At 44.3% G+C, this 24,789-nt stretch carries 25 protein-coding genes and 1 tRNA gene; 16 read left to right on the top strand and 10 right to left on the bottom strand.

Annotated elements, in window-relative coordinates:
• Nucleotides 1–124 precede the first annotated feature (124 nt).
• On the top strand, nucleotides 125–253 hold the full coding sequence (locus HWN40_RS13655) for a hypothetical protein (RefSeq protein ID WP_281361322.1): 129 nt from the start codon (nucleotides 125–127) through the stop codon (nucleotides 251–253).
• Between the two features lie 576 nt (nucleotides 254–829).
• Here HWN40_RS13655 and HWN40_RS08675 read toward each other — a convergent pair.
• A complete protein-coding gene (locus tag HWN40_RS08675) occupies nucleotides 830–1,258 on the bottom strand; it encodes a phosphate-starvation-inducible PsiE family protein (RefSeq protein WP_176965364.1) in 429 nt (142 codons plus the stop codon).
• A 296-nt stretch (nucleotides 1,259–1,554) separates the two neighbouring features.
• Here HWN40_RS08675 and HWN40_RS08680 point away from each other — a divergent pair, with 296 nt between their 5' ends.
• Together HWN40_RS08680 and HWN40_RS08685 are read left to right on the top strand one after the other, a co-directional pair.
• Nucleotides 1,555–2,628, top strand: a complete 1,074-nt coding sequence (locus tag HWN40_RS08680) for an AI-2E family transporter (RefSeq protein ID WP_176965365.1) — start codon at nucleotides 1,555–1,557, stop codon at nucleotides 2,626–2,628.
• Nucleotides 2,629–2,701: 73 nt separating this feature from the next.
• Nucleotides 2,702–3,340 carry a VTT domain-containing protein gene (locus HWN40_RS08685; protein WP_246275881.1) on the top strand — a complete coding sequence of 213 codons (639 nt, stop codon included), beginning with the start codon at nucleotides 2,702–2,704 and terminating at the stop codon, nucleotides 3,338–3,340.
• Between the two features lie 47 nt (nucleotides 3,341–3,387).
• Here the strand turns inward: HWN40_RS08685 and HWN40_RS08690 are convergent, their stop codons facing one another.
• The 4 genes from HWN40_RS08690 to HWN40_RS08705 all read right to left on the bottom strand — a co-directional run bounded on the left by HWN40_RS08690 (nucleotide 3,388) and on the right by HWN40_RS08705 (nucleotide 8,401).
• A complete protein-coding gene (locus HWN40_RS08690; protein WP_176965366.1) occupies nucleotides 3,388–6,078 on the bottom strand; it encodes a PAS domain S-box protein in 2,691 nt (896 codons plus the stop codon).
• A gap of 196 nt (nucleotides 6,079–6,274) precedes the next feature.
• Entirely contained in the window at nucleotides 6,275–7,450 is a 1,176-nt protein-coding gene (locus HWN40_RS08695; RefSeq protein ID WP_176965367.1) for an aminotransferase class I/II-fold pyridoxal phosphate-dependent enzyme, read from the bottom strand.
• Between the two features lie 36 nt (nucleotides 7,451–7,486).
• Nucleotides 7,487–7,978 carry an Lrp/AsnC family transcriptional regulator gene (locus HWN40_RS08700; RefSeq protein WP_176965368.1) on the bottom strand — a complete coding sequence of 164 codons (492 nt, stop codon included), beginning with the start codon at nucleotides 7,976–7,978 and terminating at the stop codon, nucleotides 7,487–7,489.
• Nucleotides 7,979–8,026: 48 nt separating this feature from the next.
• Entirely contained in the window at nucleotides 8,027–8,401 is a 375-nt protein-coding gene (locus tag HWN40_RS08705) for a 30S ribosomal protein S8e (RefSeq protein WP_176965369.1), read from the bottom strand.
• Nucleotides 8,402–8,626: 225 nt separating this feature from the next.
• Between HWN40_RS08705 and rnz the strand changes: the two genes are divergently transcribed.
• Nucleotides 8,627–9,547 (top strand): ribonuclease Z, encoded by a 921-nt coding sequence (gene rnz, locus HWN40_RS08710; RefSeq protein ID WP_176965370.1) that lies wholly within the window; start codon nucleotides 8,627–8,629, stop codon nucleotides 9,545–9,547.
• 28 nt (nucleotides 9,548–9,575) lie between these two features.
• On the opposite strand, the gene HWN40_RS08715 is transcribed toward rnz, so the two are convergent.
• Together HWN40_RS08715 and HWN40_RS08720 are read right to left on the bottom strand one after the other, a co-directional pair.
• Nucleotides 9,576–9,842 carry a hypothetical protein gene (locus HWN40_RS08715; RefSeq protein WP_176965371.1) on the bottom strand — a complete coding sequence of 89 codons (267 nt, stop codon included), beginning with the start codon at nucleotides 9,840–9,842 and terminating at the stop codon, nucleotides 9,576–9,578.
• 39 nt (nucleotides 9,843–9,881) lie between these two features.
• A complete protein-coding gene (locus HWN40_RS08720) occupies nucleotides 9,882–11,009 on the bottom strand; it encodes an AAA family ATPase (protein WP_176965372.1) in 1,128 nt (375 codons plus the stop codon).
• A 196-nt stretch (nucleotides 11,010–11,205) separates the two neighbouring features.
• Between HWN40_RS08720 and HWN40_RS08725 the strand changes: the two genes are divergently transcribed.
• The 3 genes from HWN40_RS08725 (at nucleotide 11,206) to HWN40_RS08735 (ending at nucleotide 14,504) form a co-directional block, all read left to right on the top strand.
• Nucleotides 11,206–13,527, top strand: a complete 2,322-nt coding sequence (locus tag HWN40_RS08725; protein WP_176965373.1) for a sensor histidine kinase — start codon at nucleotides 11,206–11,208, stop codon at nucleotides 13,525–13,527.
• Nucleotides 13,528–13,538: 11 nt separating this feature from the next.
• Nucleotides 13,539–14,318, top strand: coding sequence for a sulfide-dependent adenosine diphosphate thiazole synthase (locus HWN40_RS08730; protein ID WP_176965374.1), 780 nt, complete (start codon nucleotides 13,539–13,541; stop codon nucleotides 14,316–14,318).
• A 111-nt stretch (nucleotides 14,319–14,429) separates the two neighbouring features.
• Nucleotides 14,430–14,504: transfer RNA gene (locus HWN40_RS08735), tRNA-His, on the top strand.
• Between the two features lie 274 nt (nucleotides 14,505–14,778).
• Here HWN40_RS08735 and purF read toward each other — a convergent pair.
• The 3 genes from purF to HWN40_RS08750 all read right to left on the bottom strand — a co-directional run bounded on the left by purF (nucleotide 14,779) and on the right by HWN40_RS08750 (nucleotide 16,712).
• Nucleotides 14,779–16,197, bottom strand: coding sequence for an amidophosphoribosyltransferase (gene purF, locus HWN40_RS08740; protein ID WP_176965375.1), 1,419 nt, complete (start codon nucleotides 16,195–16,197; stop codon nucleotides 14,779–14,781).
• 33 nt (nucleotides 16,198–16,230) lie between these two features.
• Nucleotides 16,231–16,401, bottom strand: a complete 171-nt coding sequence (locus tag HWN40_RS08745; protein ID WP_176965376.1) for a 50S ribosomal protein L37e — start codon at nucleotides 16,399–16,401, stop codon at nucleotides 16,231–16,233.
• Between the two features lie 92 nt (nucleotides 16,402–16,493).
• Nucleotides 16,494–16,712, bottom strand: a complete 219-nt coding sequence (locus HWN40_RS08750; RefSeq protein WP_176965377.1) for an LSm family protein — start codon at nucleotides 16,710–16,712, stop codon at nucleotides 16,494–16,496.
• A 250-nt stretch (nucleotides 16,713–16,962) separates the two neighbouring features.
• Between HWN40_RS08750 and thiD the strand changes: the two genes are divergently transcribed.
• From thiD to HWN40_RS08795, 9 genes are all read left to right on the top strand, one after another.
• Nucleotides 16,963–18,300, top strand: coding sequence for a bifunctional hydroxymethylpyrimidine kinase/phosphomethylpyrimidine kinase (gene thiD / locus HWN40_RS08755; RefSeq protein ID WP_176965378.1), 1,338 nt, complete (start codon nucleotides 16,963–16,965; stop codon nucleotides 18,298–18,300).
• A 68-nt stretch (nucleotides 18,301–18,368) separates the two neighbouring features.
• Nucleotides 18,369–19,664 (top strand): DEAD/DEAH box helicase, encoded by a 1,296-nt coding sequence (locus HWN40_RS08760; RefSeq protein WP_176965379.1) that lies wholly within the window; start codon nucleotides 18,369–18,371, stop codon nucleotides 19,662–19,664.
• 23 nt (nucleotides 19,665–19,687) lie between these two features.
• The gene (gene trmY / locus HWN40_RS08765) at nucleotides 19,688–20,296 is read left to right on the top strand and encodes a tRNA (pseudouridine(54)-N(1))-methyltransferase TrmY (RefSeq protein WP_176965380.1); all 609 of its coding nucleotides are present in this window, start codon (nucleotides 19,688–19,690) and stop codon (nucleotides 20,294–20,296) included.
• Nucleotides 20,297–20,351: 55 nt separating this feature from the next.
• Nucleotides 20,352–21,644, top strand: coding sequence for a tRNA pseudouridine(54/55) synthase Pus10 (locus tag HWN40_RS08770; protein ID WP_176965381.1), 1,293 nt, complete (start codon nucleotides 20,352–20,354; stop codon nucleotides 21,642–21,644).
• Between the two features lie 104 nt (nucleotides 21,645–21,748).
• Complete coding sequence (locus HWN40_RS08775) at nucleotides 21,749–22,045, top strand: 50S ribosomal protein L21e (protein ID WP_176965382.1); 297 nt, start codon at nucleotides 21,749–21,751, stop codon at nucleotides 22,043–22,045.
• A gap of 138 nt (nucleotides 22,046–22,183) precedes the next feature.
• Nucleotides 22,184–22,537, top strand: coding sequence for an RNA polymerase Rpb4 family protein (locus HWN40_RS08780; protein WP_176965383.1), 354 nt, complete (start codon nucleotides 22,184–22,186; stop codon nucleotides 22,535–22,537).
• A 74-nt stretch (nucleotides 22,538–22,611) separates the two neighbouring features.
• Nucleotides 22,612–23,205 (top strand): DUF655 domain-containing protein, encoded by a 594-nt coding sequence (locus HWN40_RS08785; protein WP_176965384.1) that lies wholly within the window; start codon nucleotides 22,612–22,614, stop codon nucleotides 23,203–23,205.
• A 14-nt stretch (nucleotides 23,206–23,219) separates the two neighbouring features.
• A complete protein-coding gene (gene rsmA, locus HWN40_RS08790; RefSeq protein ID WP_176965385.1) occupies nucleotides 23,220–24,080 on the top strand; it encodes a 16S rRNA (adenine(1518)-N(6)/adenine(1519)-N(6))-dimethyltransferase RsmA in 861 nt (286 codons plus the stop codon).
• Complete coding sequence (locus HWN40_RS08795; protein WP_176965386.1) at nucleotides 24,037–24,627, top strand: HemK2/MTQ2 family protein methyltransferase; 591 nt, start codon at nucleotides 24,037–24,039, stop codon at nucleotides 24,625–24,627. The genes rsmA and HWN40_RS08795 overlap by 44 nt, the downstream gene beginning before the upstream one ends.
• The last annotated feature ends 162 nt before the right edge of the window (nucleotides 24,628–24,789 follow it).

Here is a 24,789-nt window from a genome sequence, read left to right on the forward strand (position 1 = left end):
TTTTAAGTTTATGGCAGCAGTGCTATTTAAGTGATTGGAGGATCCTGAAGAAAAATAATACTGTCAGGTGAATAACTGAAGCTTCCTGCAGGAGATCAGAGCTGAAACATGGAACGTGGATTGTATGTTGGGGATAGGAGAGAGGAATCGCATCCACGTTCCTTCTGAAAGCAAACTTCTTGGTTCAGCGGCTGCGGTGATAGCAATTCATGCCACCAGCGCACAGGGTACCACACATGCATGTTTGTGTTAGTACAGCCCTATATCATACCACACCTATATATAAACATATCTATATTAACTTGTATAATAATTATGATAATGAGGAACAGCTAACACTTAATTGTGACGATATTAGAACATGTTATGAATAAAGCATAACAGACATGTGATTAGAACATAAGCAGCATACAAATCCGTAATACACAATAGGAAATAATATGAATAAACATTACATTTTCATAGAAAATCATAAATAATCATACACCGCTGACTGTGTCTGTTTCATACATAATCATAAACAAATATCCATGAATATAATACCCTGTGTAAAAACTATATGCTTTAGCTTTTCCAAATCTACAAACAGACCATAACAAGTGCTTCTACTAGCACATCAAAGCCCGAAATATCCAATCACAGGGACCTATATTTGCTAGAGCTGGATCAAAAACAAGTAGAGTATAAATCACGAAATCGTATTATCCACTTTCTTGTATATAGCATAAAGAAGATAATCAAATATACATTACATCAAATATATACCATAATACGTTTAGAGAAAAAGAAGTGCATGCGTCAAAAATTAAAAAGAAAAGAATGATTCCTCTCATTCAATAGAACACTTGAATTGCTTCCCTGAAACTATAACCAGATAATATGTAGCCGCAAGAGCAACTATGAGCACACCCATCCCGACAAGGAACATCGGCTCGGTCTCTTTTATATCAATTATCAATATCTTACGAACTACTGCAGTAAGACCTACCAGTATAATGACATCCACATTCATTATTGATTCCTCGAGGACCATTTTGATAGTCTCAAGCAATTCTATACCTATGATCACAATGAAGATAAGACTGAAGATATCAAGTATCTGATTAACATCAACTATCATAAAGGGAGGCGTTATAAGGTCGTAGAGGATAATCCATCCGATCTCAAGTGTCGCACTCATGATCACAACTACCATCAGCAGTATTATAATCCAGACAATAAGACGCTGGAAACTATTGATGTGTTTCATTAATGACATGACAACTGGCACCTTTTTTGCAATTTTTGCTTACTCCCATCGAGCAGATCTAAGCTGACAAGATAGAACAAAGTTGTTCTTATTTAAAAGACTGTGGGTCAGAAAAAGTTCAGGCAAGTATATAAAGAAAAATCCCATACATTGCAGTGACGCACAGGCATATACAGATGTATGACAGACAACATACATGAGCATTAACTACTAAATCCAGATGCCAGCTGACAGATTATATAACTAATATATTTTCATTATTCAATGATATTAATTTATATATCAGGATAGTGTAAAAGAGAAGCATGGAAAGCTTCGGGAAGATGTCACAGGCATTGCTGGTACTGGCCATACTGTCGGTCGTGCTTGCCTATGCACTATATCCTTACATAAATGCTTTTTTTGGTGCTTTCATATTATATGTGCTACTCAGGCCACTGTATAATCTTCTCACGTCCCGTCTTAAGGTCAGGCCTTCCATAGCTGCAATTACAATGATCATTTTATCGATAATAATAATCCTTATTCCTCTCTATGTATTATTCACAATAGTCGTCTTCCAGGCACAGAACGCCCTTCTAAATATCGATGAGATCACTGCCTATGCGGAAGCCGTCAATATCCACGTACTTCAGGTAAGCAGAGAACTACTACCTGTAGAGATTAACCTGCAGGAAAGGCTGCTGGAGCTGGCTACGGGAATTGCCAAATACTTCAGCGTAATGGTACTGGATGCCATACAGGAAGTTGGGAGAAGAGCAATTGAGTTCATCATCATGTATTTCCTGCTTTTCTACCTTTTCGTAGGTGAGAATTCAGCTTTTTTAAAGGATCTTCAGAGAGCGTTTCCCTTCAATGAAAAGAATACAGATCGTCTTCTTGCCGAATTCAGATTACTTGTACAGACCACCATGATAAGCTCCGGCGTAATTGCAGTCGTACAGGGAGGGATACTTGCTCTAACATTCTACTTACTGGATATAGAAGGTGCCGTACTCTGGGGTTTTATCACTGCGGTCCTTTCTTTCCTGCCTGTTGTGGGCCCTCCCATCATCTGGATACCTGCAGTCATATTCCAGCTGCTGCAGCAGGATTATTTTAGTGCCGCAGGAGTACTGATAGGTGGTGTGATACTGAGTTCTGTCGATAACTTCCTCCGTCCCGCAATACAGGAAAAGGTAGGTAAGATCCATCCGCTTGTATCACTGATCGGAGTGATCATCGGTCTTAACCTGTTCGGGCTGCTGGGCATCATCATAGGTCCCCTATTGTTGTCGTATGTAGTGCTCATGGCAAGAATGTTTCATGAGGAATACCTAACACCGAAGAACCTTTTACCTGAATCCATAAATCCTGCGATTGACGAAAAAAGCGACTGAATTTATTGAACTGCTGAAAAAATATCCATAAAAGACAGCAATTATATGGGAACCGGTCATTCTATACCAGGTAATGCCATCTGCAAATATGACCGGTGACACAGATTATACAGACGATCATGTAAATTCGTGTAAACTTGTCAACAATACAGGCTCTTCAAAAAGAAAAGATCTTTTAGTTGCAATATCACTGGTATTATTCATAATTGCATGGTCCGTTCTACTTGTATACTACCCGCCTGAAAAGGTAGTCGAGTTTCTGGGAGTGCAAAACACATACCTCATTGTGTTCCTTCTTGCAGCAAGCGGCGGAGTATCTGCATTCACTTCAACATCCTTCTACACTGCGCTGGTCACAATTTCTCTCGGCGGAGTGAATCCCGTATACCTTGCAATTTTTGCAAGTGTAGGTCTGACACTGGGAGATATTGTATTTTACGTTGTCGGCAAAAAAGGGAGAAGCTGTGTAACCCCCACATATGGGAAATACATCAACAGATTCCTGCAGCTTGTGGAGAAGGTCAGTGACAGGACGATCATATTGCTGATCTTCTTCTATTCACTGACCCCACTTCCAAGTGATATACTTGCGATTGTTCTTGCGATCCTGGGCTTTCCCCTGAAGAAAATGGTTCCTCCCCTGCTTGCAGGAAACTTTGCACTTACCCTGATACTTGCGGAACTCGCAATATACGGATACCAGTTCTTTTGATCCGGCAAAAGCAAATAAAAAAGAATTGTGCGATCAAAGTTAAAGTACTAATTATCTTCTTCAACCGGGATTCTAACAGGAATGCTGAAAGAGAACTTGCTCCCTTTTCCAACCTCGCTTTCGACATTAATACTTCCACCATGCAGTTCAACGAACTGTTTAACAAGTGAAAGACCAAGACCCGTCCCATCATGCTGCCGGGACATATCCGAATCCACCTGACTGAAGGGTTCAAACAGTTTTTGCTGATCTTCCGGAGATATACCTATGCCCGTATCAATCACCGAAACTTCCAGCATGCCATTTCTTTCAACTACATTGATTTCCACGCTTCCGTTATCAGGAGTGAACTTGATGGCATTACTGACAAGATTGTAAAGGATCTGCTTAAAGCGTATTCTGTCCGCAGTCACGAACATGTCCCCATTCTCAAAAGAGGTTTTAAGTTCTATTCTGCTCTTTTTCGCCAGGGGAGTAACAATACCTGTTACGTTTTCAATGATCTCAGCCACATTGAAACGCTCATAGTTCAGTTCCATTCTTCCGGATTCCACTTTGGACAGGTCCAGAATATCATTGATTAGTTCAAGAAGATGCTTTCCACTTGTGGAAATATGTCCCAGTGACCTTCGCTGTTTATCACTCATTTCTCCCAGCATACCTTCAAGTAACATATCAGAGTAGCCTATAATCGCATTAAGCGGAGTTCTGATCTCGTGACTCATACTGGCAAGGAACTCGCTCTTTGTCCTGCTTTCCATCTCAGCGATCATCTTGGAGTTTATCAAAGCCTCTTCTGCTTCCTTTTGTCCAGAGATGTCCTGGAAATTCTCAAGAATACACGGTTTTCCATCAATAGTAATTCTCTTGGCGTTTTTCAGAACAGGATTTTTAGTTCCGTCTTTACGCTTGACAGCAGTATCCATACCCTGGAAACCTTCCAGACCTTCTACCCAGATGGGACACAACTTTGAAAGAGAGCCCTTGGGACATATTATATCGCAGGGCTGTCCTATGAGTTCATCTTTTTTGAATCCGGTGATCTCACAGGTACGCTGGTTCACATCTTCTATAATATAATCCCGCCCGATTATCAGAGTTCCTCCGGGCATGTTACCATATAGGGTCTGCAGGCGCTCTTCACTTTCCTTTAATATATTCTCAGCTTTTTTGCTCTCAGTAATGTCATGTATACAATACATTACCCTTGCACTGTTATCCATATCAAGATAAGAAGTGGAGATGAGAACATCCCTTACATCCTCAGAACCATCCGGCAGGACCATAGTAAAACTACCCTCTCTTCTGGAAAGGCCCGTGCGATTCATGATCGTCTCCAGGGCAGTATTTTTAAAAATACAACTATTGCAGTCCTCTGTGGTACCACAGCCATAACCGTTAAATGAATTCGGACAGGAAAAAGCTTCCCCGGCTCTTAGACCAAGCATTGAGCTCTTATCCTTTCCAGTGACATCAACACACGCAGAATTAATATCCTCAATAACACCGATCTGATTGATGAGAAGCATCGGCGTAGGTGCAAGATCAAAAATTGAATTCAGTATATTTCTTTGTTTTTCCAGCTTCTGCTCATTCCTCTTACGCTCATGGATATTGCGGCTGATGCCCAGGAAGAACCTGAAATTTCCTTCCTCATCAAGAACCGGATTGATGTGGATTTCCACCCATACGGTAGACCCATCCTTACATGGCTGCTCTACTTCAATTATCCGCGGAGTGTCCGGAAGTATTCCTTTTTTGAAATCTCTGCTAAATGTCCCAAGTATCCCACTGGCATATTCAAAGGATTCGGGAGTGAGTTTCCGATCAAGTGGGAGGTCGATTATCTCTTCAGGAGTATAGCCCCTGAGTTTTTCCACGGAAGGACTCAGATAAAGGAATTGACCATTTTTATCCATCAGCCATATTACATCATTTGAGTTTTCAGCTATAAGACGGAACTTCTCCTCACTTTCCCGGAGAGCCTTCTCTACAGTCTTAATTTCAGTAACATCAATGAAAACAGTGACAAACTGTCCCTCCTCAGGAGAATAGGCATGAATATCATAATGGCGGCCAAGTTCAGGGACATATTGAGAAAAACGTTTTGTCGTACCTTCCAGAGCAACCTTTCCATATGATTCTATCAGATCGGTGTCTTCCCCTATACCCGGCAGGAACTCTGTTACTTTTTTCCCAATTATTTCAGCCCTCTTAAGTCCGGTTAGGTTTTCAAAGACCTTGTTGATTTCAAGGAATCTGTAATCAATGGGTTCTAGCTGTTCATTCGTTATGACCTCATGCCGTGCAAAACCATAGAGCGGATTATCGACCACACCATTATACCTTTTTTTCTGATCATGGAGTTCAGTAAGGTCTGACTTAAGCTCAATTAGCTTATTAATAGTATAACTGAGTTCAGCTTTACTGAAAGGTTCTTTTATGTACTCAGCAAACTTCAAGCCGTCAAGGCGATCAAACAATGAATCGTCAAGATCTGATACAGCAACAATAAAAGGAATCTGATTCTGCTTATTGAATATTATTAATTCATCGAGAACCTTATCATTATACCCTTTCGCGAAAAAACAGACAAAATCTGGTCCGTGAGCGCTGAGCTGCCCGGGAACATCGGCCCTTTCGGGAGACACTACAGATACCAAATGTCCCATATCCTCAAGCTTTTTCCTGAAAACACTGCGGTTCTCACTGTCCTCGAAAATCAGTACCTTTAGCATTTATGTTTTTCCCAACCGGCATATAAAAGCCTATTCTGAATTCACATATTCAAAGAGTATAGACTATTCATATAATAATATTATGATATATAAATAATATACATTTCTTTAAAATGATTTTGTGGTGAAAAACAAATCAAAAAATAGTCAGTAAAAGTATGGTGAAAAATTGCATGAACGGATTAGTCATCTGATATTACAATCCATCCACAAAAGCCTCGATCCTTGCAAGTGCCTCTTCTATCTCCTGCATGGAAGTTGCATAGGAACAGCGCAAAAAACCGTTTCCGGCCTCACCGAACACATTGCCGGGAATGGTGACAACCTTCTGCTCGAAAAGAAGGCGCTCGGCGAATTCCTCGGAGCTTAAGCCGGTATTTTTGACTGACGGGAAGGCATAGAACGCACCCTTGGGCTCGAAGCAGTCCAGTCCTATCTTGTTGAGGCCACTGACGATAAGGTGGCGTCGTCTGTCATAGTCACGCACCATCTTTTCCATTTCGGTCTGGCCGTTGCGCAGGGCTTCGATAGCGCCAAGCTGAGCGATTATAGGCGCACATAGCATGCAGTACTGGTGGATGAGCATCATTGAAGCTATGATCTCCGGAGGTGCCATGGCAAACGCCAGTCTGAAACCCGTCATTGCATACGCCTTGGAAAAACCATTGAGCAATATCGTCCTGTCACGCATTCCTTCCAGAGAGGAAAAACATGTATGTCCGCCATTGTAGGTCAGACAGTCATAGACCTCATCCGAGATTACCATTATATCATGTTCCGCAACCACATCAGCTATGGCCTCAAGGTCCTTCCGGCTCATGGTGGCACCGGTGGGATTGTTCGGATAGTTCAGGATCAAAGCCTTGGTCTTATCAGTGATAGCGGCCTCAAGATCTTCAGGCAGCAACCTGAAGTTGTTCTCGATACTGTTCATCACAGGAACAGGCACTCCTCCTGCAAACATCACAGAAGGCACATAGGCAACATAAGATGGTTGAGGTATGATAATCTCATCGCCGGGATTTGTGATAGAACGGATGGCAACATCTAGTGCTTCACTTACACCGGATGTTACGAGTATTTCAGACTCGGGATTATAACTTATATTATACTTCCCGGAAAATGATTTAGAAATCTCCTCACGCAGCTCCATGAGACCGTAGTTGGAAGTATATGAGGTCTCCCCGCATTCCAGGGAATGTATACATGCCTCACGGATATGCCACGGAGTAACAAAATCAGGTTCGCCCACACCCAGGGATATAGCATCGTCTATCTCGGACGCAAGGTCGAAATAGCGACGAATACCGGAAGGAGGTACCCGGTTAATTACATCTGCAACGAATCTTGAGGGATGGCATGTTTTTCTCATACATCATACATCCTTTGTTAACAAAATCAAATGGAGTTAAGGAGTTACAGGCAGGCGTGCGAGATGGTCCTGCTCATAAAGGATCACTCCGTCCTCTTTGTAGGTTTTCAGGACAAAGTGCGTGGCTGTGTGCTGCACCTGCTCGAGGGTTGATATCTTCTCCGCAACAAAGAAAGCAACCTCTTTCATGGAACTGCCGGAAACCGTGAGCGAGAGATCATACTGACCTGAGAGCAGTCTTACAGAGCGGACCTCGGGAAACTTATACAGGCGTTCCACAAGGGCCTGATATCCAAGGCTGCGTTCAAGACTTACCTTCAGTTCGATTATAGCGTATACGTTCTCATCACCTGCAAGGTCCCAGTCGATCACGGTCTTATACTTACGTATTACACCGCTGTTTTCCATGTCCTTGATGATCCTGCTAACCTCTCCAACGGGCATGCCTGTGAGGGTTGCGATCTTCTCATGTGAAATTCTCGCATCTTCTTCGAGACATTCCAGGATATGACGTGTTTTTTCGTCCATATTGAGCAACCCCATAATAAGAAAAGAAAAAATAAAGAGATTTTTCGCTTACTCGAGCAATACTGCGTTAACCACACCATCCTGACCAGGACGGCTTGTGATTCTTGCATTGCCGAGAGCGGTCTTTACAACTGAACCCTTTGTAAGGATGTTACGCCTGACATAGTGTTCATTTGCAACATTGTCAATTACATTCTCAATTGCTGACTGCTGTGACTTCCCCTGAGAATCGGTGACATTTGCAACATTACACTGCAGAAGTCTGACCTTCCTGTTACCACCGGTTGTGGAAATGTTCTTCCTCTTGGTGTCGTCTATGTGTGTGTCAGCAGACTCACGGCCTAATTCGTATTTTCTCTTACCACGTGCTGCCTTGATCTTGGCACCTGTATATGTCCTCTTGGATCTGCCTTGCCATTTCATGATATATCCTCTTAATCAGTGTGAAAAGTGAACTTGATTCTGTTCTTTAAACAAATATGACTTATGGACGTACCATTAATAATAAGATTCTATATGAACTTTTCGAATGGTTTCATAACGCCTCTTGCAGAATTGAAGCAATTGAAGAAGTTAGAGAATACAGAGCATCATAATCACCGAATCCACAAAGCAATTGATAAATATTGCAATCACTAAATAGAACCCATGTTTCGTGTAATTTTTCTCGGTACAGCCGGTTCCCTCCCGACAAAAGACCGCAACACTTCGGCTACAATGGTCAACCGTGAAGGTGAACTAATGCTCTTTGACTGTGGCGAAGGAACACAGCAGCAGATGATGCGGGCCAAGACCGGAATGAAGGCACTGTCCTCCATATTCATATCTCATTTTCATGCAGACCACATACTTGGCATACCCGGACTGATACAGACGATGTCATTTCATGGCAGGACAGAGCCCCTGAAGATATACGGCCCTCACCGGGTGCATGAATTCGTAAGAATACTGAGTGCACTTGGATATTACAAACTGCGTTTTGAAATAGAAGGCATAGACCTTGAAGCCGGGGATATAATAAAGCGGGACGGGTACTCGATACATGTTATAGGAACAGAACACAGCGTACCGAGCCTGGGATATGCCCTGGTTGAAGATAAGCGTACGGGTAAATTTAACCGTGAAAAGGCGATGGAACTCGGTGTACCCCCCGGACCCCTGTTCTCAAAACTGCACAACGGTGAAGTCGTGGAGCTCGATGGAAGAACCATTCTGCCGGAAGATGTCGTGGGTGACGCACGCCCTGGCAGAAAAATAGTCTACAGCGGAGATACCCGCCCTTGCAGTGGCATACTGGAGGCAAGCCGGGATGCTGATCTGCTTATCCACGACGCAACCCTGTCAAAGGACCAGCAGGAATGGGCGATCGAATCCATGCATACGACCGCAGAAGAAGCAGCCCTGCTTGCAAAAGAGGCAGGTGTAAAACAGTTGATATTAACACACATCAGCTCCCGCTATTCCGATGATGTGACACCACTGCTTGAAGAGGCAAAAGCTGTTTTCGGGAACGTCATAGTTGCCGAGGATATGATGGAGATCGAAGTCCCATACCCGGACAAAAAATGATTTATGAGATCAAAAGAAAGACAGATCTTCAGATGAATGTCCAGTCAAGTTTTCTGTCCTCGGAATCGTAAAGAGAGACTTCCGCGCTCATTTCCTCGGTCCCGTACGGAAGTTTCTTCACACCCAGATACAGGATGTCGCCGGGTCCATAGTTGAAATTATCAGGCTTGACCTTTCCGAAATAGACACGGCCCCCGGACCTTGTTTCCTCGACTACGACTCCTTTCCACATGAGAGAGTCGATTACATTGATGACTACACATTCAAATCTGTCAGATTCGTTTACCTCAGACATAGCTCTCCGATATATTTGTCAGATTTAAAAAGATAATCCTTAAATGTAGAGTCTTTCAGGGTCTGAAATTTTCTGAACACCCTTTAGTTTTTTGACAGAATCGAGCAGATCACCCTGATTTACGTAATCACGGTCCTCAACGATCACATTATGGAGTGCTGTCTTGAGAACCTTACTCACAAGATCCCTTCCTGAAAGCCCTTCTGTCATCTTTGCAATCTCTCTGAGATCCACATCTTCCACAGGAAGAGGGAATGTCTTGATATTAGATTCAAGGATCTTGAGTCGTTCCTTCTCATCCGGAAGGGTAAATTCTATCTCTTCTTCAAACCTGCTTCTTACGGCCGAATCAATAGTGTCGTTGCGGTTCGTGGCACCAATTGTGCATACACCGGAACGCTCGACAATGCCATCCATTTCCGTAAGCAAGGCATTGACTATCTCAGCAACGTCACCACGCAGCTCCTGGTATCTCCTGTCCAGTGCAATGGCATCCAGCTCGTCGATGAAGATAATACATGGTGCCATTTCCTGGGCGCGCTCATATAACTGGTGTATCTGGCGGGCGCCTTCACCCACGAACTCACCAATCAGTTCTGTGGCCTTGACCGGAAGTATAGGCACATGGGTCTTGTTCGCAAGTGCCTTGGCAAACATGGTCTTACCGGTACCCGATGGTCCGAAAAAGAGCACATTTCTTGGCGCCCAGCGTCCGAACATCCCGGGCTCCTGCAGGAAACGCTCGATGAGCTTGCACTTGCGCCGTGCACCTTCCTGTCCCACAACGTCATCGAAGGACACATCACTTGTGAACTCAACCGTGGGTGCACTGCTGACCGTGATCTCCTTGACGATTATACGGGTCTTGAAACCAATCACAGATTCGGGAGGTTCCACTTCATTGATCCGGTAGGCAAAGTCCGGATACATCCGTCTGTCAAAAAGGTATTCTCCCTTACGGGCTATCATGCCGTTCCACTGTTCCCGTGCATAGTGTTCGAACACACCCGGATTCTCAATGATCGGGTATTCTTCCAGAACACTGGCCATGGGGTAGCCTGCGGGTTCAAGAAAAAGAAAATCAGCGGTACTTTCAACAGAATTCTTACTAAGATCCCTGTTTACTTTGGTATTAACTTTCTGGGCAGTCCGTACTATGAATATCATCCCTTTCAGGTATATTTATGTCTAGAATGAATTGAAGCGATGTTAAACTTAACCCTTAAATCCGGATATTATACATAGAGTTCAGCAATTTTAAGCAGAAAGAATACAGTCCAGGTTCCGTGAATTAAATTCTCCCAAAAAAATATAATATTTAATAATATATAAATATATTGAAGGTCAATATATTAATGAAAACATGAGTAAATCCGACTCCCGGCTTTCTGAAGAAAAAGAAAGTATGAAAATACCGAATTTAGCCAATAGTGTATTCTTTCTTATTGTATGTGTTTTCGGCATAATCATCATCTCGCCATTTATCGTGACGGATCAGATGGACATGATAATCCTGAGCTCTGTCCTGATAGCAGTTACCTTTGCAGCTATAATATATGCAAGTTCCAGAATTGACAGAATGAACCTGGAACTCGAAGCCAGTATCTGTGAGCTCAAAAGCGAAAAAGAAGAGATAGGGAAGCTTATGGAGCAAAACTCAAAGATAGAGAACACGCTCACCTCACTTATCTCACTGTTTATAGCACCCAAGGATGTTGACAGGGCGATAGAAGAGACATTGCAGAGAACGGGACGGTTCTGTAATTGTGAGCGTAATTACCTTGTGTTGATTGCCAGGGATGGCAACTCTGTTCATATGACACATCACTGGAGCAGCAATAACTGCGAAAACAAAAAGGCGATGTTCGAGAACCTGAATCTGTCCAGTACACCATGGATTGCAGAGAAGATATATGAAAAGCAGATACTCATAATCCCTGAAGCAGATTCACTATCAGATGAGGCATCAAGAGAAAAGGACATAATGAAGAGCCGGGGAATTGATTCACTTATTCTTGTCCCGGTAGAACTTGATGAAAAAGTAACAGGTATTATAGGGATCGAGAATCCCGATTTACCGAAGAATTGCAGTGATGAGTGGAAACAGACCCTGAAGATTCTCTCGGAACTTGTGGGAATGGCTATGCAGCATAAATCCTTCCTGAACGAACTCAGCCTGTTTAAGAGCCTCATCGATGAATCAAATGATTTCATCTTTGTGATAGACTCTGAGAAAGGAACTGTTGTTGATGTCAATGAAACTGCCTGCAGGCAGCTGGGATATTCCAGAAACGAGTTTATGCAATTTACAGGAGACAGGAATGAGCAGTTATTCGGAAGCAGGTTCTGGGAAAAGGATATACAGGACATATGCGGGAACAGATTCCTTGATATTGACAAAACTATCAGCACAAAAAATGGCAAAGTCATTCCTGCGGAGATCAATGTAACTTTCACAGATCATGAGAATAACAGTTATGCACTTGCCATCGTACGTGATGTGACAAAACGCAAGGAAGTCGAGGAGATCCTGAAAAAGACACAGGAAAGAGTGGAGCTCGCACTCAGAGGTGCTGACCTTGGCATGTGGGACTGGAACATACATACGAACGAATTGATATATAATGACAGATGGGCGGAAATGCTTGGCTATGAAGCACGTGATATCAAGCCGAATTTTGACTCGTGGCTGAATATGATACACCATGAAGACCTGCCATCCGTAAAGAATGAGATCGACCTTCACTTGAATGACAGAACTCCCTTCTTTGAATCAGAGTTCAGGATGCAGAACAAGAACAAGAACTGGCAGTGGATACTCAGCCGTGGCAAGGTTGTGGAGTGGACCGGTGACTGTGAACCCTCCAGACTTGCAGGCACCACCATGGACACCAGTGAGAGAAAGAAATTCGAAGAAGAGCTGCGCCACTCCAATGAACTCAAGGACCTCTTCACAGACATAATGAGACACGACCTCTTAAACCCCGCAGGAAATATAAAAGGATTCACGGACCTGCTCATGGAAATTGAGGATGACGGGAAAAAGAAGAACATGGTGAGCAGCATAAAACGCAACAACGACAAGCTGATCGAAATGATCGAGATCGCTGCCAAGTTCGCCAAACTGGAATCCACCGAGGACATCCGGCTTGAGAGAATGGAGATCGGTGCAATTCTCAGGAATGTCATCGAGCAGTTCGAGCACAAGCTCGAGGACAGGCAGATGACACTTGATATGAGAGCAAAGGGAACTTACTATTCCATGCTCAATCCGATAATCGAGGAGATATTTGCCAATTTTATTTCCAATGCGATCAAGTACAGCCCCGAGGGCACACCCATTATAGTTGATGTCGTGGACACCAACTACTACTGGAAGGTGGAAGTGACCGACTCCGGAGAGGGGATACCGGATGATGTAAAGGAGCTTATATTCGACCGTTTCAAGCGTGTTAATAAAAAAGGTGTCAAAGGAACGGGACTGGGTCTTGCCATAGTCAAAAGAATAGCCGAGATCGTCGAGGCGGAGGTTGGCGTGGAGGACAATCCCGAAGGTCAGGGAAGCAGGTTCTGGGTCAAGCTGAAGAAATGCACGGACTTCACAGACCACAGCATGCCTGAAAACAATGTCCCCGACATCTTTAAGACAAATGCCTGCCATCAGACCATAATACTGACAAAATAAGAGGCATTTTTATGGAACTGGATGAGCTCGTTATTACAAGGGCCATAGTCGAGGAGTATTCAAAAACCTTTCTTGACTATACGGATGTTGATGTAGCACTTGTCGGCGGAGGACCTGCAAACCTGGTTGCTGCCAAATACCTGGCCGATGCAGGAGTTAAGACTGTTATTTTTGAGAAGAAACTCTCGATAGGCGGAGGAATGTGGGGCGGAGGAATGATGTTCCCGCGTATTGTGATTCAGGAAGATGCAAAGCACATTCTGGATGATTTTGGTGTTAACTACCATGAATACGAAAAGGGATATTATGTTGCAAGCTCCATTGAATCCGTGGGAAGACTCATTACAGGTGCCACATCAGCAGGTGCTGAGATCTTCAATCTGATAGATGTGGAAGATGTGATGATACGTGAAAATGATGCGGTCTGCGGCCTGGTGATCAACTGGGGACCCGTATCCATGAACAGGCTTCATGTGGATCCACTTTCCATTTGTGCAAAGGTGGTCATTGACGGTACGGGACATGATGCAGCTGTCTGCAGCACAGTTCAGCGCAAGGTACCCGGTGCACAACTGGGCGAGCTCGGAGTTGTTGGTGAGAAACCCATGTGGGCCGAAGTGGGAGAGCGCATACTCATGGAGACTACAAAGGAAGTATATCCCGGGCTTATCGTCACTGGAATGGCAGCAAACGCGGTTGCAGGTGCCCCGAGGATGGGACCTATATTTGGCGGCATGATGCTCTCCGGAAAGAAAGCTGCGGAAATTGCAATTGAAAAGCTTGGAAAGTGAGATTCTAAACGAATCTTACTTTTTCGTGCCACCCACAATCTTTTTCAAAGGAAAGATTTATGTAAGAAACGGACATCTATAGGGTGCTTTCAAAGAACAACCCTTCTTCAAGCCGGGGTAGGGTAGCGGTTATCCTGTAGCCCTGTGGAGGCTACGATCCGAGTTCGATTCTCGGTCCCGGCCCCATAAACCTTTTTCTGACAATACAATAAAACCAGTGTATAATATCATTTTTGGAGATTATACTCTGATAGTTTAAAATCATTGAAGTCAAATTGATTGAAAATGAAAAGATGAAAACGGATCAATAGAGAAATTTAAGATTGGGGTACCCCACCCCCTCATTCACAAGGGGTGGTACAGGCCTTGTAAATGAAGATCTCAAACTAACAGACAGACAATCTGTCTGAATATTAGTATATTTTTCTAGTATTTAACTGTATATACAATTTGCGGACAGTTACTGGAACTCATTGATCTTTAATTGCCTGCGGTTGCACATCTTCTCTCCCGGTATGTCCACAGGATAAGCTCCTGTCAGACAACCAAGACAGAGGTCATCCCTGTCAAGTCCTATGGATTCAACCAGGCCTTCAATGCTCAGATAACCAAGGGAATCGGCACTAATAACAGCTTCAACACCCTTAATAGTCTTGTGTGCGGCTATCAGCTCGTCCCTTGAGGCCATATCTATTCCCAGATAACACGGAGCAACTATAGGAGGACTGCCAATTCTGGCATGTACTTCCTTTGCGCCTGCTTTTCTGATCATGTCAATAATACGTCTTGAGGTAGTTCCCCTGACAACGCTGTCATCGATCAGGATTATACTCTTGCCTTTGATGTTCTCGTCAATTGTATTCATTTTAAGACGCACTGCAGTCTCACGCATGGCCTGCCCCGGTAAGATGAAAGTCCTGCCTATGTAACGGTTCTTCATGAGGCTTTCTTCATAATCGATGTCCGACTCACGGGCATATCCGATTGCAGAAGTGATCCCCGAGTCGGGAACCGGAGAGACCATATCAGCTTGTACCGGATATTCTTTCGAAAGTATCTCACCTATCCGCTCCCGAACCTTATAAACAAGCTTACCATCGATTATTGAGTCCGGCCTTGCAAAGTAGACATATTCGAAAACACAATGTGCACAACATGGCTCATTGAAAAGCTGATGTGACTCTATCTCACCGTCACGGAAGATAACAAGCTCACCTGGCTTGACATCCCTGAGCAGTTCACCGTTCAGGGTATCAATTGCCACACTTTCCGAGGCTACAACATAGCCTGAATCTATGGTTCCTATACAGAGAGGTTTGAACCCGAAGGGGTCCCTTACGGCCATGAGTGTGTCGTCTATAAGAATGGCAAGTGAATAAGAACCGTTAAGCTGCTTCATTACATGCCTTATAGCATCTACCGGATCATACTTCAAAAGCTCCTTCACAAGAAGGTGTGCTATGACCTCGGTATCTGAACTTGCAACAAAAAGATGACCTTCTGATTCCAGTTTTTTCCGAAGCTCTGAACTGTTTACAAGATTTCCATTGTGAGCTATGGCAACACTGCCACTTTTATATCTGACGATAAATGGCTGGCAATTCTCAAGTCTGGAGTCGCCTGACGTAGAATAGCGTACATGACCTACACCGACTTTGCCTTTGAGTTCGATCAGGTCATTTTTTTTAAAAACCTCAGGCACAAGTCCCATACCCTTAATGGTATTGGGCTCTTTGCCGTCGTGGACGGTTATTCCCGAGGATTCCTGCCCGCGATGCTGCAATGCATACAGGGCATAGTACATCTGAAGCGCGGCTGGTACGGGATGGCTTTCATCACCGTGTTTCACCACACCCACAACACCACATTCTTCACGCATTTTGATCCCGGGCGTGTAAAAGAGAAGAGGCAGTTAGTATTTGCACTTTGCCTGCCACTTGTAACTTCTCATGCGGGGTGTCTTCCCGAATCCGCAGGAAGTACACTGTTTTGTATGAATATTAAGTGAGACACTACCACAGCGCCTGCATGTTACATGCGTGCGCTTCTGTCTTTTACCCATTGAGGGAGTACCTTTTGACATTTATTATCACCTTTTGAATTGATTATAAGTTAGCTTGCATATCGGCTGGAATGCCCTGATATGCTTATTAGTTTTTATAGGTTACGTTTGCTTCAGGGAGAAACATAAACTATGTTATCGCCTCTGATCACAACACTACCCAGCTTTCTTACAATATCTCCATCTTTGAGTTCCTCGGCTTCATCAAGTACAAGGTTCATGTGAACATCGTAACCCTGAAGCTTACCTCTGAACTCCCTTGCACCTTTCAATCTCACGATTACAGGAGTGCTCAACGCATTGTTCAATATATCAAGAGGTCTATTTCCCATATTACTTGCCCTCATTAAATAAATCTGAATAAATCTGATTACACGTACCTAATTTGTCTGCGTACATATACGTCTTGTGATGCTCCAATGGTGTGAATACAGTATATAAAACTATCGTAAAGAGGCATGCAGTAAAAGAATCATCACATATTTACCTGCAAATACGACCAACTATTATTTAACTTACAATGCTTTAAGCCTGCACCAATATAAAGCAAAGTAAACAGCAAATCGACAGGGAGACATATGCATGACCGGAACAACCATCGTAATGACAATAGCAGGATCGGATTCAGGAGGTGGCGCAGGCATAGAGGCAGATATCAAAACTATCTCGGCTCTTGGCCTGCACGGAGCATGTGCCATCACTTCAGTCACATCGCAAAACACGCAGGGAGTGCTGAGTGCCTTTGATCTGCCGGAAGAGGTGATCAGAAACCAGGTGGATGCCGTATGCACTGATATGGACGTCCGCTGGGCAAAATCAGGAATGCTTTCCTCCCCCGAGATCACATCGGCAGTTTCCGAAATGGTCAGCAAGTACGACCTGAAACTGGTAGTAGACCCCGTCATGGCCGCAGAGGCCGGAGGAGACCTGCTCAGAAAAGAAGCAATATTCACCCTGAAAGAGAAACTGCTGCCAGGTAGTTATGCTGTCACACCCAATATCAATGAAGCTGTAGCGTTATCAGGTATTAAGATCACAAACATCGAAGAAGCAAAGCAGGCTGCAAAGATCATTGCCGAAACCGGAGTCAAAGCTGTTATAGTAACAGGCGGACATCTCGACGCCTCGGATATAATCTATGAAAGTGAGACCAAGAAGTTTACCGTGATTCCCGGAGAGTTTGTCAAAGGAGGGACACACGGCTCAGGCTGCACATATTCTTCCGCACTTACATGTTATCTTGCACAGGGGATGAGCCTGCCGGAGGCTGCAAAGGCTGCAAAGGACTTCGTCGTCAGGGCAATTCTTGGCAGCCGGAACGTGGGCAAGGGAGCAGGACCTGTGAATCCGCTTGCAGGGACACTGACAGATGCCGGGAAGTATGCAGTACTGGAAAATCTGAAAAACGCAGTCAGCAATATTACCGAATCCTCAAGTTTTGGAAAACTTATTCCGGAGGTCGGGGCAAACATTGCAATGGCATTACCGGATGCCGGGCAGACCTCCGATATTGCAGCGGTAACAGGAAGAATAGTCAGACTGAAAAGTGAGCCTGAAGTCGTCGGAGATATTGAATTCGGAGCAAGCAGCCATGTGGCCCGCATAATACTGGCAGCCATGAAATATGATTCACTTATAAGAGCCGCTGTGAACGTGAAGTATTCGGAAGATATCGTAAAAATTTGCAGGAAAATGGACCTTGGAGTATCATCCTTTGACAGGGCCGATGAGCCTGAAAAGACCCATACTATGGACTGGGGCACATGCGATGCGATTGAGCGATATGGATCCGTGCCGGACATAGTATATGATAAAGGCGGACCCGGCAAAGAGCCAATGATAAGGATCCTCGGAAAGGACGCGGAAGAAGTCGCCGGGATTGCCCTTGAAATATCCGAACGATATGCTGCCGGAATCTAAGTAGAATATCCCGGATGCCGGAAAAATTACTGATTCAAATTATCTGTTGCACTAAAGAGTGAAGAAAAATGGAAAATAAGACATTCAAAGATCTCAGGATTTCAAAAGAGACACTAAGCAGTATAAGAGAAATGGGTTATCTGGAACCGACAGAAGTCCAGAGCAAGGTCATTCCGCAAATACTGGAAGGCAGAGATGTAATAGGCCAGGCAAAGACCGGCACCGGCAAGACGGCTGCCTTTGGAATACCACTCGCAGAGATGATCGACCAGGATAAGAGGGTCACACAGGCAATGGTGCTCTGCCCCACAAGAGAGCTGGCAAACCAGGTGGCAGACGAACTTGCATCGATTTCAAAGCACAGAAAAGGACTGAAAATCGCAGCCGTCTACGGAGGGCGTTCCATGGGTCAGCAGACACAGGACCTGGAAAACGGTGCTCAGATAGTTGTGGGCACCCCCGGAAGGATCATAGACCATATCGAACGCCAGAGTATCAACCTGGACGGCATCAAAACAATGATCCTTGATGAGGCCGATGAGATGCTCAAGATGGGGTTCCGGGAATCCATAGAGGAAATACTTGAGCTCACACCGCAAAGAAGACAGACACTGCTCTTTTCAGCAACAATGCCAAAGCCCATACTTCGTATAACCGATAAATACATGCAGAGCCCGGAACACGTGAAGATTACAGGGAAGGAGATGACAGTGCCTGAAGTGAAACAGTATTATTTTGAGATGAAGGAGCACATGAAACTTGAAGCCCTGCATCGCCTGATAGAAATAGAGAACCTTCAGCTTGCCCTTGTATTCTGTAATACGATAAAACAGGTTGATAAGCTGTACATTAAACTGAAATCCCGCGGACATTCAGTCGGAACCCTGCACGGCGATAAAAAGCAGAAGAAGCGTGAGAACACAGTTGACGACCTTCGCAATGAGAACATCAACATAATCATCGCAACGGACCTTGCAGCCAGGGGTCTTGATATCGATAATATCGAGGCGGTTGTGAACTACGACCTGCCACAGGAGATAGAGACCTATGTCCACAGGATAGGCAGGACCGCAAGGGCCGGCAGGCCGGGGACTGCATATTCTTTTGTAACAAAGGACGAAATCGGAAAACTGACAGCCATTCAGAGACATACTAAAACAAAGATCCTTCCAAGAGATATCCCCTCCAAAAAGGATGTCCGCAATGTAAAAGAAGAACAGATAGCGGATACAATCAGAGTGAGCATCAGGTCAGGAAACCTTGAAAGATACGACGAGTGGGTTGAAGAACTTGCACAGGAAGGACACAATTACAGGGACATTGCAGCAGCCCTTGCAAAGTTACTGATCAGGGAAGGAAAATAAACCCATATCCGGGAGCATATAATATGAAAGATTTTGTTATAATAGGCCACAAAGCACTTACTACCGGGGACTTTTCCCTTAATGACCTGCCTGGATCCGCAGGACGCATGGACATACTTTGCAGATGCATAAATTCTGCATTGTTCCTCTCACATGGAATGAGGAGAGACATCAACGTTCATCTGATCCTGCTGGGAGAACCCGATCCCGGTAAAATAGTTCGTTTCAACGGAGAAGAACTCAGGTACCTCAACCCTGACGAGAGAAGCAGCGGCTCACTGATAAAAAAAGCACTGGAGAAGGTTGCAACGGATTTCGAAACACGTTCCACCCCCGGAGTCCGGATCCGTCGTGGTGGGCTGGAAAAGCTCATGCAGGAATTTATTGACGATAACAGGAATATATACTATCTTAGAGAGGACGGAGAAGACATCAGAGATGTGAATGATCTTGCAGATGATGCTGTTTTCGTGCTTGGGGACCATATGGGTGTTACAGAGGAAGAAGAAGATATAATAAACAAAGGTGCCAGTAAAACGTTATCTATCGGCCCCCTGTCACTTCATTCCGATCACTGTATAACAATCATACTGAACGACCTGGACCGGCTGGAACAACCCAAAAATGATTAATTACAGGTCAACCATTTCGTGCCAATCATATAGATACTAGTAGATAAGTGATCAAATGACCATACTTGAAACTGCTAAAAAGATAATAAATGAAGGGCCTATCTGTGATAACTGCATGGGAAGGCAGTTTGCCAAGTTGTCCACGGGTCTTACAAATGTGGAAAGGGGGCAGGCTGTAAAGCTCTCCCTTGCCATGGAAGGAGACCTTCTCTTAAAGGAGAGCGGAGATGACAGCATCTTAAAAGAACTTGCTCCAAGCAGTGCTTTTGCAAGAAAGAGCCTTGGAATCAAGACAGATGATGAAAAATGCTGGGTATGCCTTGGCCTGTATGACAATCTTGATACCTGGGCAGACCGTGCGATCGAAGCTGTCGGCGATATCGAGTACTCCACATTTCTGGTAGGAACCAAGATTAGTGGCCTGCTTGCCGAGAACGAGGAAATACTCTGGAGCGAGTGCGGGATCACACATGCCGAGCAGTTCAAGACGGAACTGAACAGAGAGGTCGGAAAACTCATTGCTGCACGCACCGGTAAAGAAGTAGAGTTTGAAAGACCTGATGTACTTTTTACACTTGATATCGCAAACGATAAGGTAGATCTTCAGATACGCTCGCTCTATATCCAGGGCAGGTACAGGAAACTTATCAGAGGGATCCCGCAGACCAGATGGCCCTGCAAGGGCTGTGGCGGCAGAGGTTGTGAAAAATGTGATTTCACAGGCAAGCAGTATCCTGAGTCTGTGGATGAAATTATCCGCGTAGAAGTCGTTAGAACGTGCAAGTCCGAAGACACCACTTTCCACGGAGCCGGAAGAGAGGATATCGATGCACTGATGCTTGGCAGCGGCAGACCCTTTGTGGTTGAAGCCGTTGAACCGGCAATACGCTCTATCGATGTGGATGAGCTTGAAAAGAAAATCAATGCATTTGCCGGTGGCAAAGTGGAAGTAGAAGGACTGAAGATCGTTGAGAAAGATGTGATCGAGACACTGAAAAGCTCTCAGGCGGATAAAGTTTATAAGCTAAAAGTTACATTCAATGAGCCTGTTTCCAGGGAAAAGCTTATATCTTCCATCAACAATCTGGTCGGAGCTGAGATATCACAGAGAACACCACAGCGTGTATCCCACAGAAGGGCTGATCTGGTCAGGAAAAGGCGTGTCCATGACATGCAACTGCTGGAATTTACAGATGAGTATGCTATTATACAGGTACACTGTGACGGCGGATTATATGTAAAGGAACTCACTTCCAGCGATGAGGGAAGAACGCAGCCAAGCCTTACAGGTGAACTTGGTGTCCAGGCAAAGGTCACCGAACTCGATGTCATAAACGTAGACATCTGAAGACATCTGTCCATGACTGCTTTAGATAAGTCTTAAACTAACGAACTAATCATTAACTGAAAATAGAATTCAATAGAATCTTGTTGATCAACGGAGGAAAAATCATGCCAACATCACACGGAGAGAAATGCTGTACACGTTATAAACTGAAGAAGAGCGTCAGGGAAAGAGGACTTTCACCTGTAAGCAAGGCAATCCAGGAGTTCGATGAGGGACAGATGGTACATATTGACATCGACCCAAGCATCCAGAAGGGAATGCCACACGCCAGGTATCAGGGAAGGACCGGAAAGATCATCGGTCAGAGAGGACGTGCCTACCTGCTTCAGGTCAGGGACGGCAATGCTATGAAAGAGATCATCTCTCTTCCACAGCACCTGAAATTACAGAAACTGAACTAAAAGATCATTTCAGACATTTGTCTGGAAACTTTTATAACGTTAGATATATCTCTATTGACAGCAATGGAGATAATATCTGGCATTTTTAATAATGTCAGTCGAGAGAACATGATATAATTTTGCAAAGAGTGTATATCAATGATAGTTAAGCAAATTCTGAGCGAAGAGATGTTAACCCTTCCCGAAGTGAGGGGTGCTCTGCACGATATTATGGAAGAGCGTTTGAATAACGAGGAAGAGCTGGGATATGAGCTACGTAAGGCCATAAATCACGCAGACATGTTCTCAAAGTCATCGCCGGAAAAATCAAGAGAACTTGTGAACAAGCTCCTTGAACTTGAAAAAATGAAACCTGAAATTGCTATTCGCATAGCAGACATCATGCCTCTGACAAGAGATGAGCTCAGGTCCCTCTATGCAAAAGAGAGATTCACTTTAGCAGACGAGGAACTGGACCAGATGCTTGAAATGGTCGAAGAGGCAATGGATTAGATTTATATCATATCCATCCTTTTTTAACAGCAAGAATAATTAACCATTAGCAGTGGGAACACCGGAGGGAATATATGCCAGCTAGGGGAAAGCCACCTGAAAAAGAAGAATTCGCATGGGTACTGGATTACCTGCCGTATGGAAATTCGGATGATAGGCGGCCATCCTACCAGAAGAAACCTATTGTACAGGCGGTTGGTGAGAAGAACTTTGTTCTTATGGAACTTGTACCCAAAGAAGGCAAAATCCCTGACATCCAATCCCGCGTATATATTGGTGAAGGTGACAGGGACGAGATCGACCATGTGAAACACAGAACCACATACGATGATCTCAGCCATGGTGCCCAGATAGAACTTCCGTTCATTCTCGAGACAAATGTTACTCATGATGAACAGAGGTTTGTCAAGTTTTTCAATGACGCACATCCAATTACCAACAGGCTCCATATGCTTGAGCTGTTGCCCGGTATCGGGAAAAAACTGATGTGGGCCATAATAGATGAAAGGAAGAAAGGTCCGTTCAGCAGCCTTGAGGAACTACATGAAAGAGTGGGAGGAGTACATTCCCCACAGAAGGTTATAGCCAATCGTATAATCGATGAACTCAAGGATGACAACATAAAGTACAGACTCTTCACTCTTCCGCCCAGACGTCCAAAGCATTAAAGGGTGTTAGTTCTTTGGTCAGGGACATTCTCAGGAAATATGGTATCCGGGGCGGAAACCATGATCAGCATTTTCTTGTGGATGAACGCATGCTCGACCGAATCGTCGATGCTGCGGACATCCGTCCTGATGAAACCATACTTGAGATAGGAGCAGGGATAGGGAACCTCACAGAAAGGCTCATGGCAAAAGCAAGCAAAGTGATTGCCATCGAACGTGACCCTGCCCTTGTCAATGTCCTGATCAGCCGTTTCGGGGAAACTGATAAGCTAGAGATAATACATGCCGATGTACTTGATGTTGATTTCCCGGATTTTGACAAGGTCGTGGCGAACCTTCCTTACTCGATCTCATCTGAGATCACTTTTAAACTCTTCAAATATGACTTTGACCTGGGAATACTGATGTACCAGCTCGAATTTGCAGAACGCATGGTAGCCAGGGAAAACTCGAAGGATTACAGCCGGCTGTCGGTTAACACACACTATTTTGCCGATGCATCGATAATTATGAAAGTTCCGAGAGGAGCATTTTCACCACCACCTGAAGTGCTTTCTGCCGTCGTGAAAGTCGTACCCCGACCCGCACAATTTGAGGTGGCTGACGAAAAGTACTTCCTCGATTTTGTAACCGCAGTTTTTGGTCAGAGACGCAAGAAGATGAGAAATTCCATCCTCAAGAACAAGCAGCCTCTTGGTATCCCGGACATGAAAGAGTTCATAAGTGAGCTTCCACGGGAAATGCTGGATAAACGACCCGAAAACCTTGAACCAGCAGAATTCGCATACCTTGCCAACCTGATGTACAGGCATAAAGAAGAGATACAGGCAAATGGTCACCATCAACTACAAAAATGCAGCAATAAATCGGGCTGATAATGTATATGAGCCTGCAGAGGATTCTTTTCTACTTGCAGATGCTGCACTAGAGATATGTACTGACGGAATGCACATACTGGAAATTGGGACCGGTACAGGTTTTGTAGCTGCAGTATTGCAGGCTAACAAAGACATCCGGCTTGTGGCAACCGAAATAAATCCATATGCAGTCGAATGTGCAAGCTCCAACGGCGTATCGGTGATCAGAACAGACATGTTTGCCGGCATAAAAAAAAACAAGAGTTTTGATATAGTGATATTCAACCCCCCGTATCTGCCCACATCTGATGATGAAAAGGTTCCGGGATGGCTGAACTATGCCTTTGACGGAGGAAGAAACGGACGTGATGCGATCGTCGGTTTCATGAAAGAAGTTAGCAATTATCTTTCGGAAAATGGAATAATTCTACTTCTGATATCTTCACTGACAGGTATAGACGAAGTTAAAGAAATCATGCGTGAGCATGGCATACAGTCCGGAATTATTGCACGTACAAAATGTTCTTTTGAAGAACTCGTGGTCATTGAAGGAAGAATTGTTTAAGTCTGAATCAGGACTTGAGTACAAGTCTCTATTAGAGGTATGCTGCAGCGGAATGATTTACTAATCAGGCTAAGGACATCTGTGTTCAAATATTAGTATGTAGATAAATTTAAATAGAATAAGAATTCTCTCTATAAGTAACATTTGAACTTTTGTATTGTT

This window comes from Methanolobus zinderi (genome assembly GCF_013388255.1).
Taxonomy (GTDB): domain Archaea; phylum Halobacteriota; class Methanosarcinia; order Methanosarcinales; family Methanosarcinaceae; genus Methanolobus; species Methanolobus zinderi.

Bases quoted from the DNA above. Each gene is read 5' to 3' on its own strand.
- HWN40_RS13655 (WP_281361322.1), top strand. From the start codon at position 125: ATGTTGGGGATAGGAGAGAGGAATCGCATCCACGTTCCTTCTGAAAGC.
- HWN40_RS08675 (WP_176965364.1), bottom strand. From the start codon at position 1,258: ATGTCATTAATGAAACACATCAATAGTTTCCAGCGTCTTATTGTCTGG.
- HWN40_RS08680 (WP_176965365.1), top strand. From the start codon at position 1,555: ATGGAAAGCTTCGGGAAGATGTCACAGGCATTGCTGGTACTGGCCATA.
- HWN40_RS08685 (WP_246275881.1), top strand. From the start codon at position 2,702: ATGCCATCTGCAAATATGACCGGTGACACAGATTATACAGACGATCAT.
- HWN40_RS08690 (WP_176965366.1), bottom strand. From the start codon at position 6,078: ATGCTAAAGGTACTGATTTTCGAGGACAGTGAGAACCGCAGTGTTTTC.
- HWN40_RS08695 (WP_176965367.1), bottom strand. From the start codon at position 7,450: ATGAGAAAAACATGCCATCCCTCAAGATTCGTTGCAGATGTAATTAAC.
- HWN40_RS08700 (WP_176965368.1), bottom strand. From the start codon at position 7,978: ATGGACGAAAAAACACGTCATATCCTGGAATGTCTCGAAGAAGATGCG.
- HWN40_RS08705 (WP_176965369.1), bottom strand. From the start codon at position 8,401: ATGAAATGGCAAGGCAGATCCAAGAGGACATATACAGGTGCCAAGATC.
- rnz (WP_176965370.1), top strand. From the start codon at position 8,627: ATGTTTCGTGTAATTTTTCTCGGTACAGCCGGTTCCCTCCCGACAAAA.
- HWN40_RS08715 (WP_176965371.1), bottom strand. From the start codon at position 9,842: ATGTCTGAGGTAAACGAATCTGACAGATTTGAATGTGTAGTCATCAAT.
- HWN40_RS08720 (WP_176965372.1), bottom strand. From the start codon at position 11,009: ATGATATTCATAGTACGGACTGCCCAGAAAGTTAATACCAAAGTAAAC.
- HWN40_RS08725 (WP_176965373.1), top strand. From the start codon at position 11,206: ATGAGTAAATCCGACTCCCGGCTTTCTGAAGAAAAAGAAAGTATGAAA.
- HWN40_RS08730 (WP_176965374.1), top strand. From the start codon at position 13,539: ATGGAACTGGATGAGCTCGTTATTACAAGGGCCATAGTCGAGGAGTAT.
- purF (WP_176965375.1), bottom strand. From the start codon at position 16,197: ATGCGTGAAGAATGTGGTGTTGTGGGTGTGGTGAAACACGGTGATGAA.
- HWN40_RS08745 (WP_176965376.1), bottom strand. From the start codon at position 16,401: ATGTCAAAAGGTACTCCCTCAATGGGTAAAAGACAGAAGCGCACGCAT.
- HWN40_RS08750 (WP_176965377.1), bottom strand. From the start codon at position 16,712: ATGGGAAATAGACCTCTTGATATATTGAACAATGCGTTGAGCACTCCT.
- thiD (WP_176965378.1), top strand. From the start codon at position 16,963: ATGACCGGAACAACCATCGTAATGACAATAGCAGGATCGGATTCAGGA.
- HWN40_RS08760 (WP_176965379.1), top strand. From the start codon at position 18,369: ATGGAAAATAAGACATTCAAAGATCTCAGGATTTCAAAAGAGACACTA.
- trmY (WP_176965380.1), top strand. From the start codon at position 19,688: ATGAAAGATTTTGTTATAATAGGCCACAAAGCACTTACTACCGGGGAC.
- HWN40_RS08770 (WP_176965381.1), top strand. From the start codon at position 20,352: ATGACCATACTTGAAACTGCTAAAAAGATAATAAATGAAGGGCCTATC.
- HWN40_RS08775 (WP_176965382.1), top strand. From the start codon at position 21,749: ATGCCAACATCACACGGAGAGAAATGCTGTACACGTTATAAACTGAAG.
- HWN40_RS08780 (WP_176965383.1), top strand. From the start codon at position 22,184: ATGATAGTTAAGCAAATTCTGAGCGAAGAGATGTTAACCCTTCCCGAA.
- HWN40_RS08785 (WP_176965384.1), top strand. From the start codon at position 22,612: ATGCCAGCTAGGGGAAAGCCACCTGAAAAAGAAGAATTCGCATGGGTA.
- HWN40_RS08795 (WP_176965386.1), top strand. From the start codon at position 24,037: ATGGTCACCATCAACTACAAAAATGCAGCAATAAATCGGGCTGATAAT.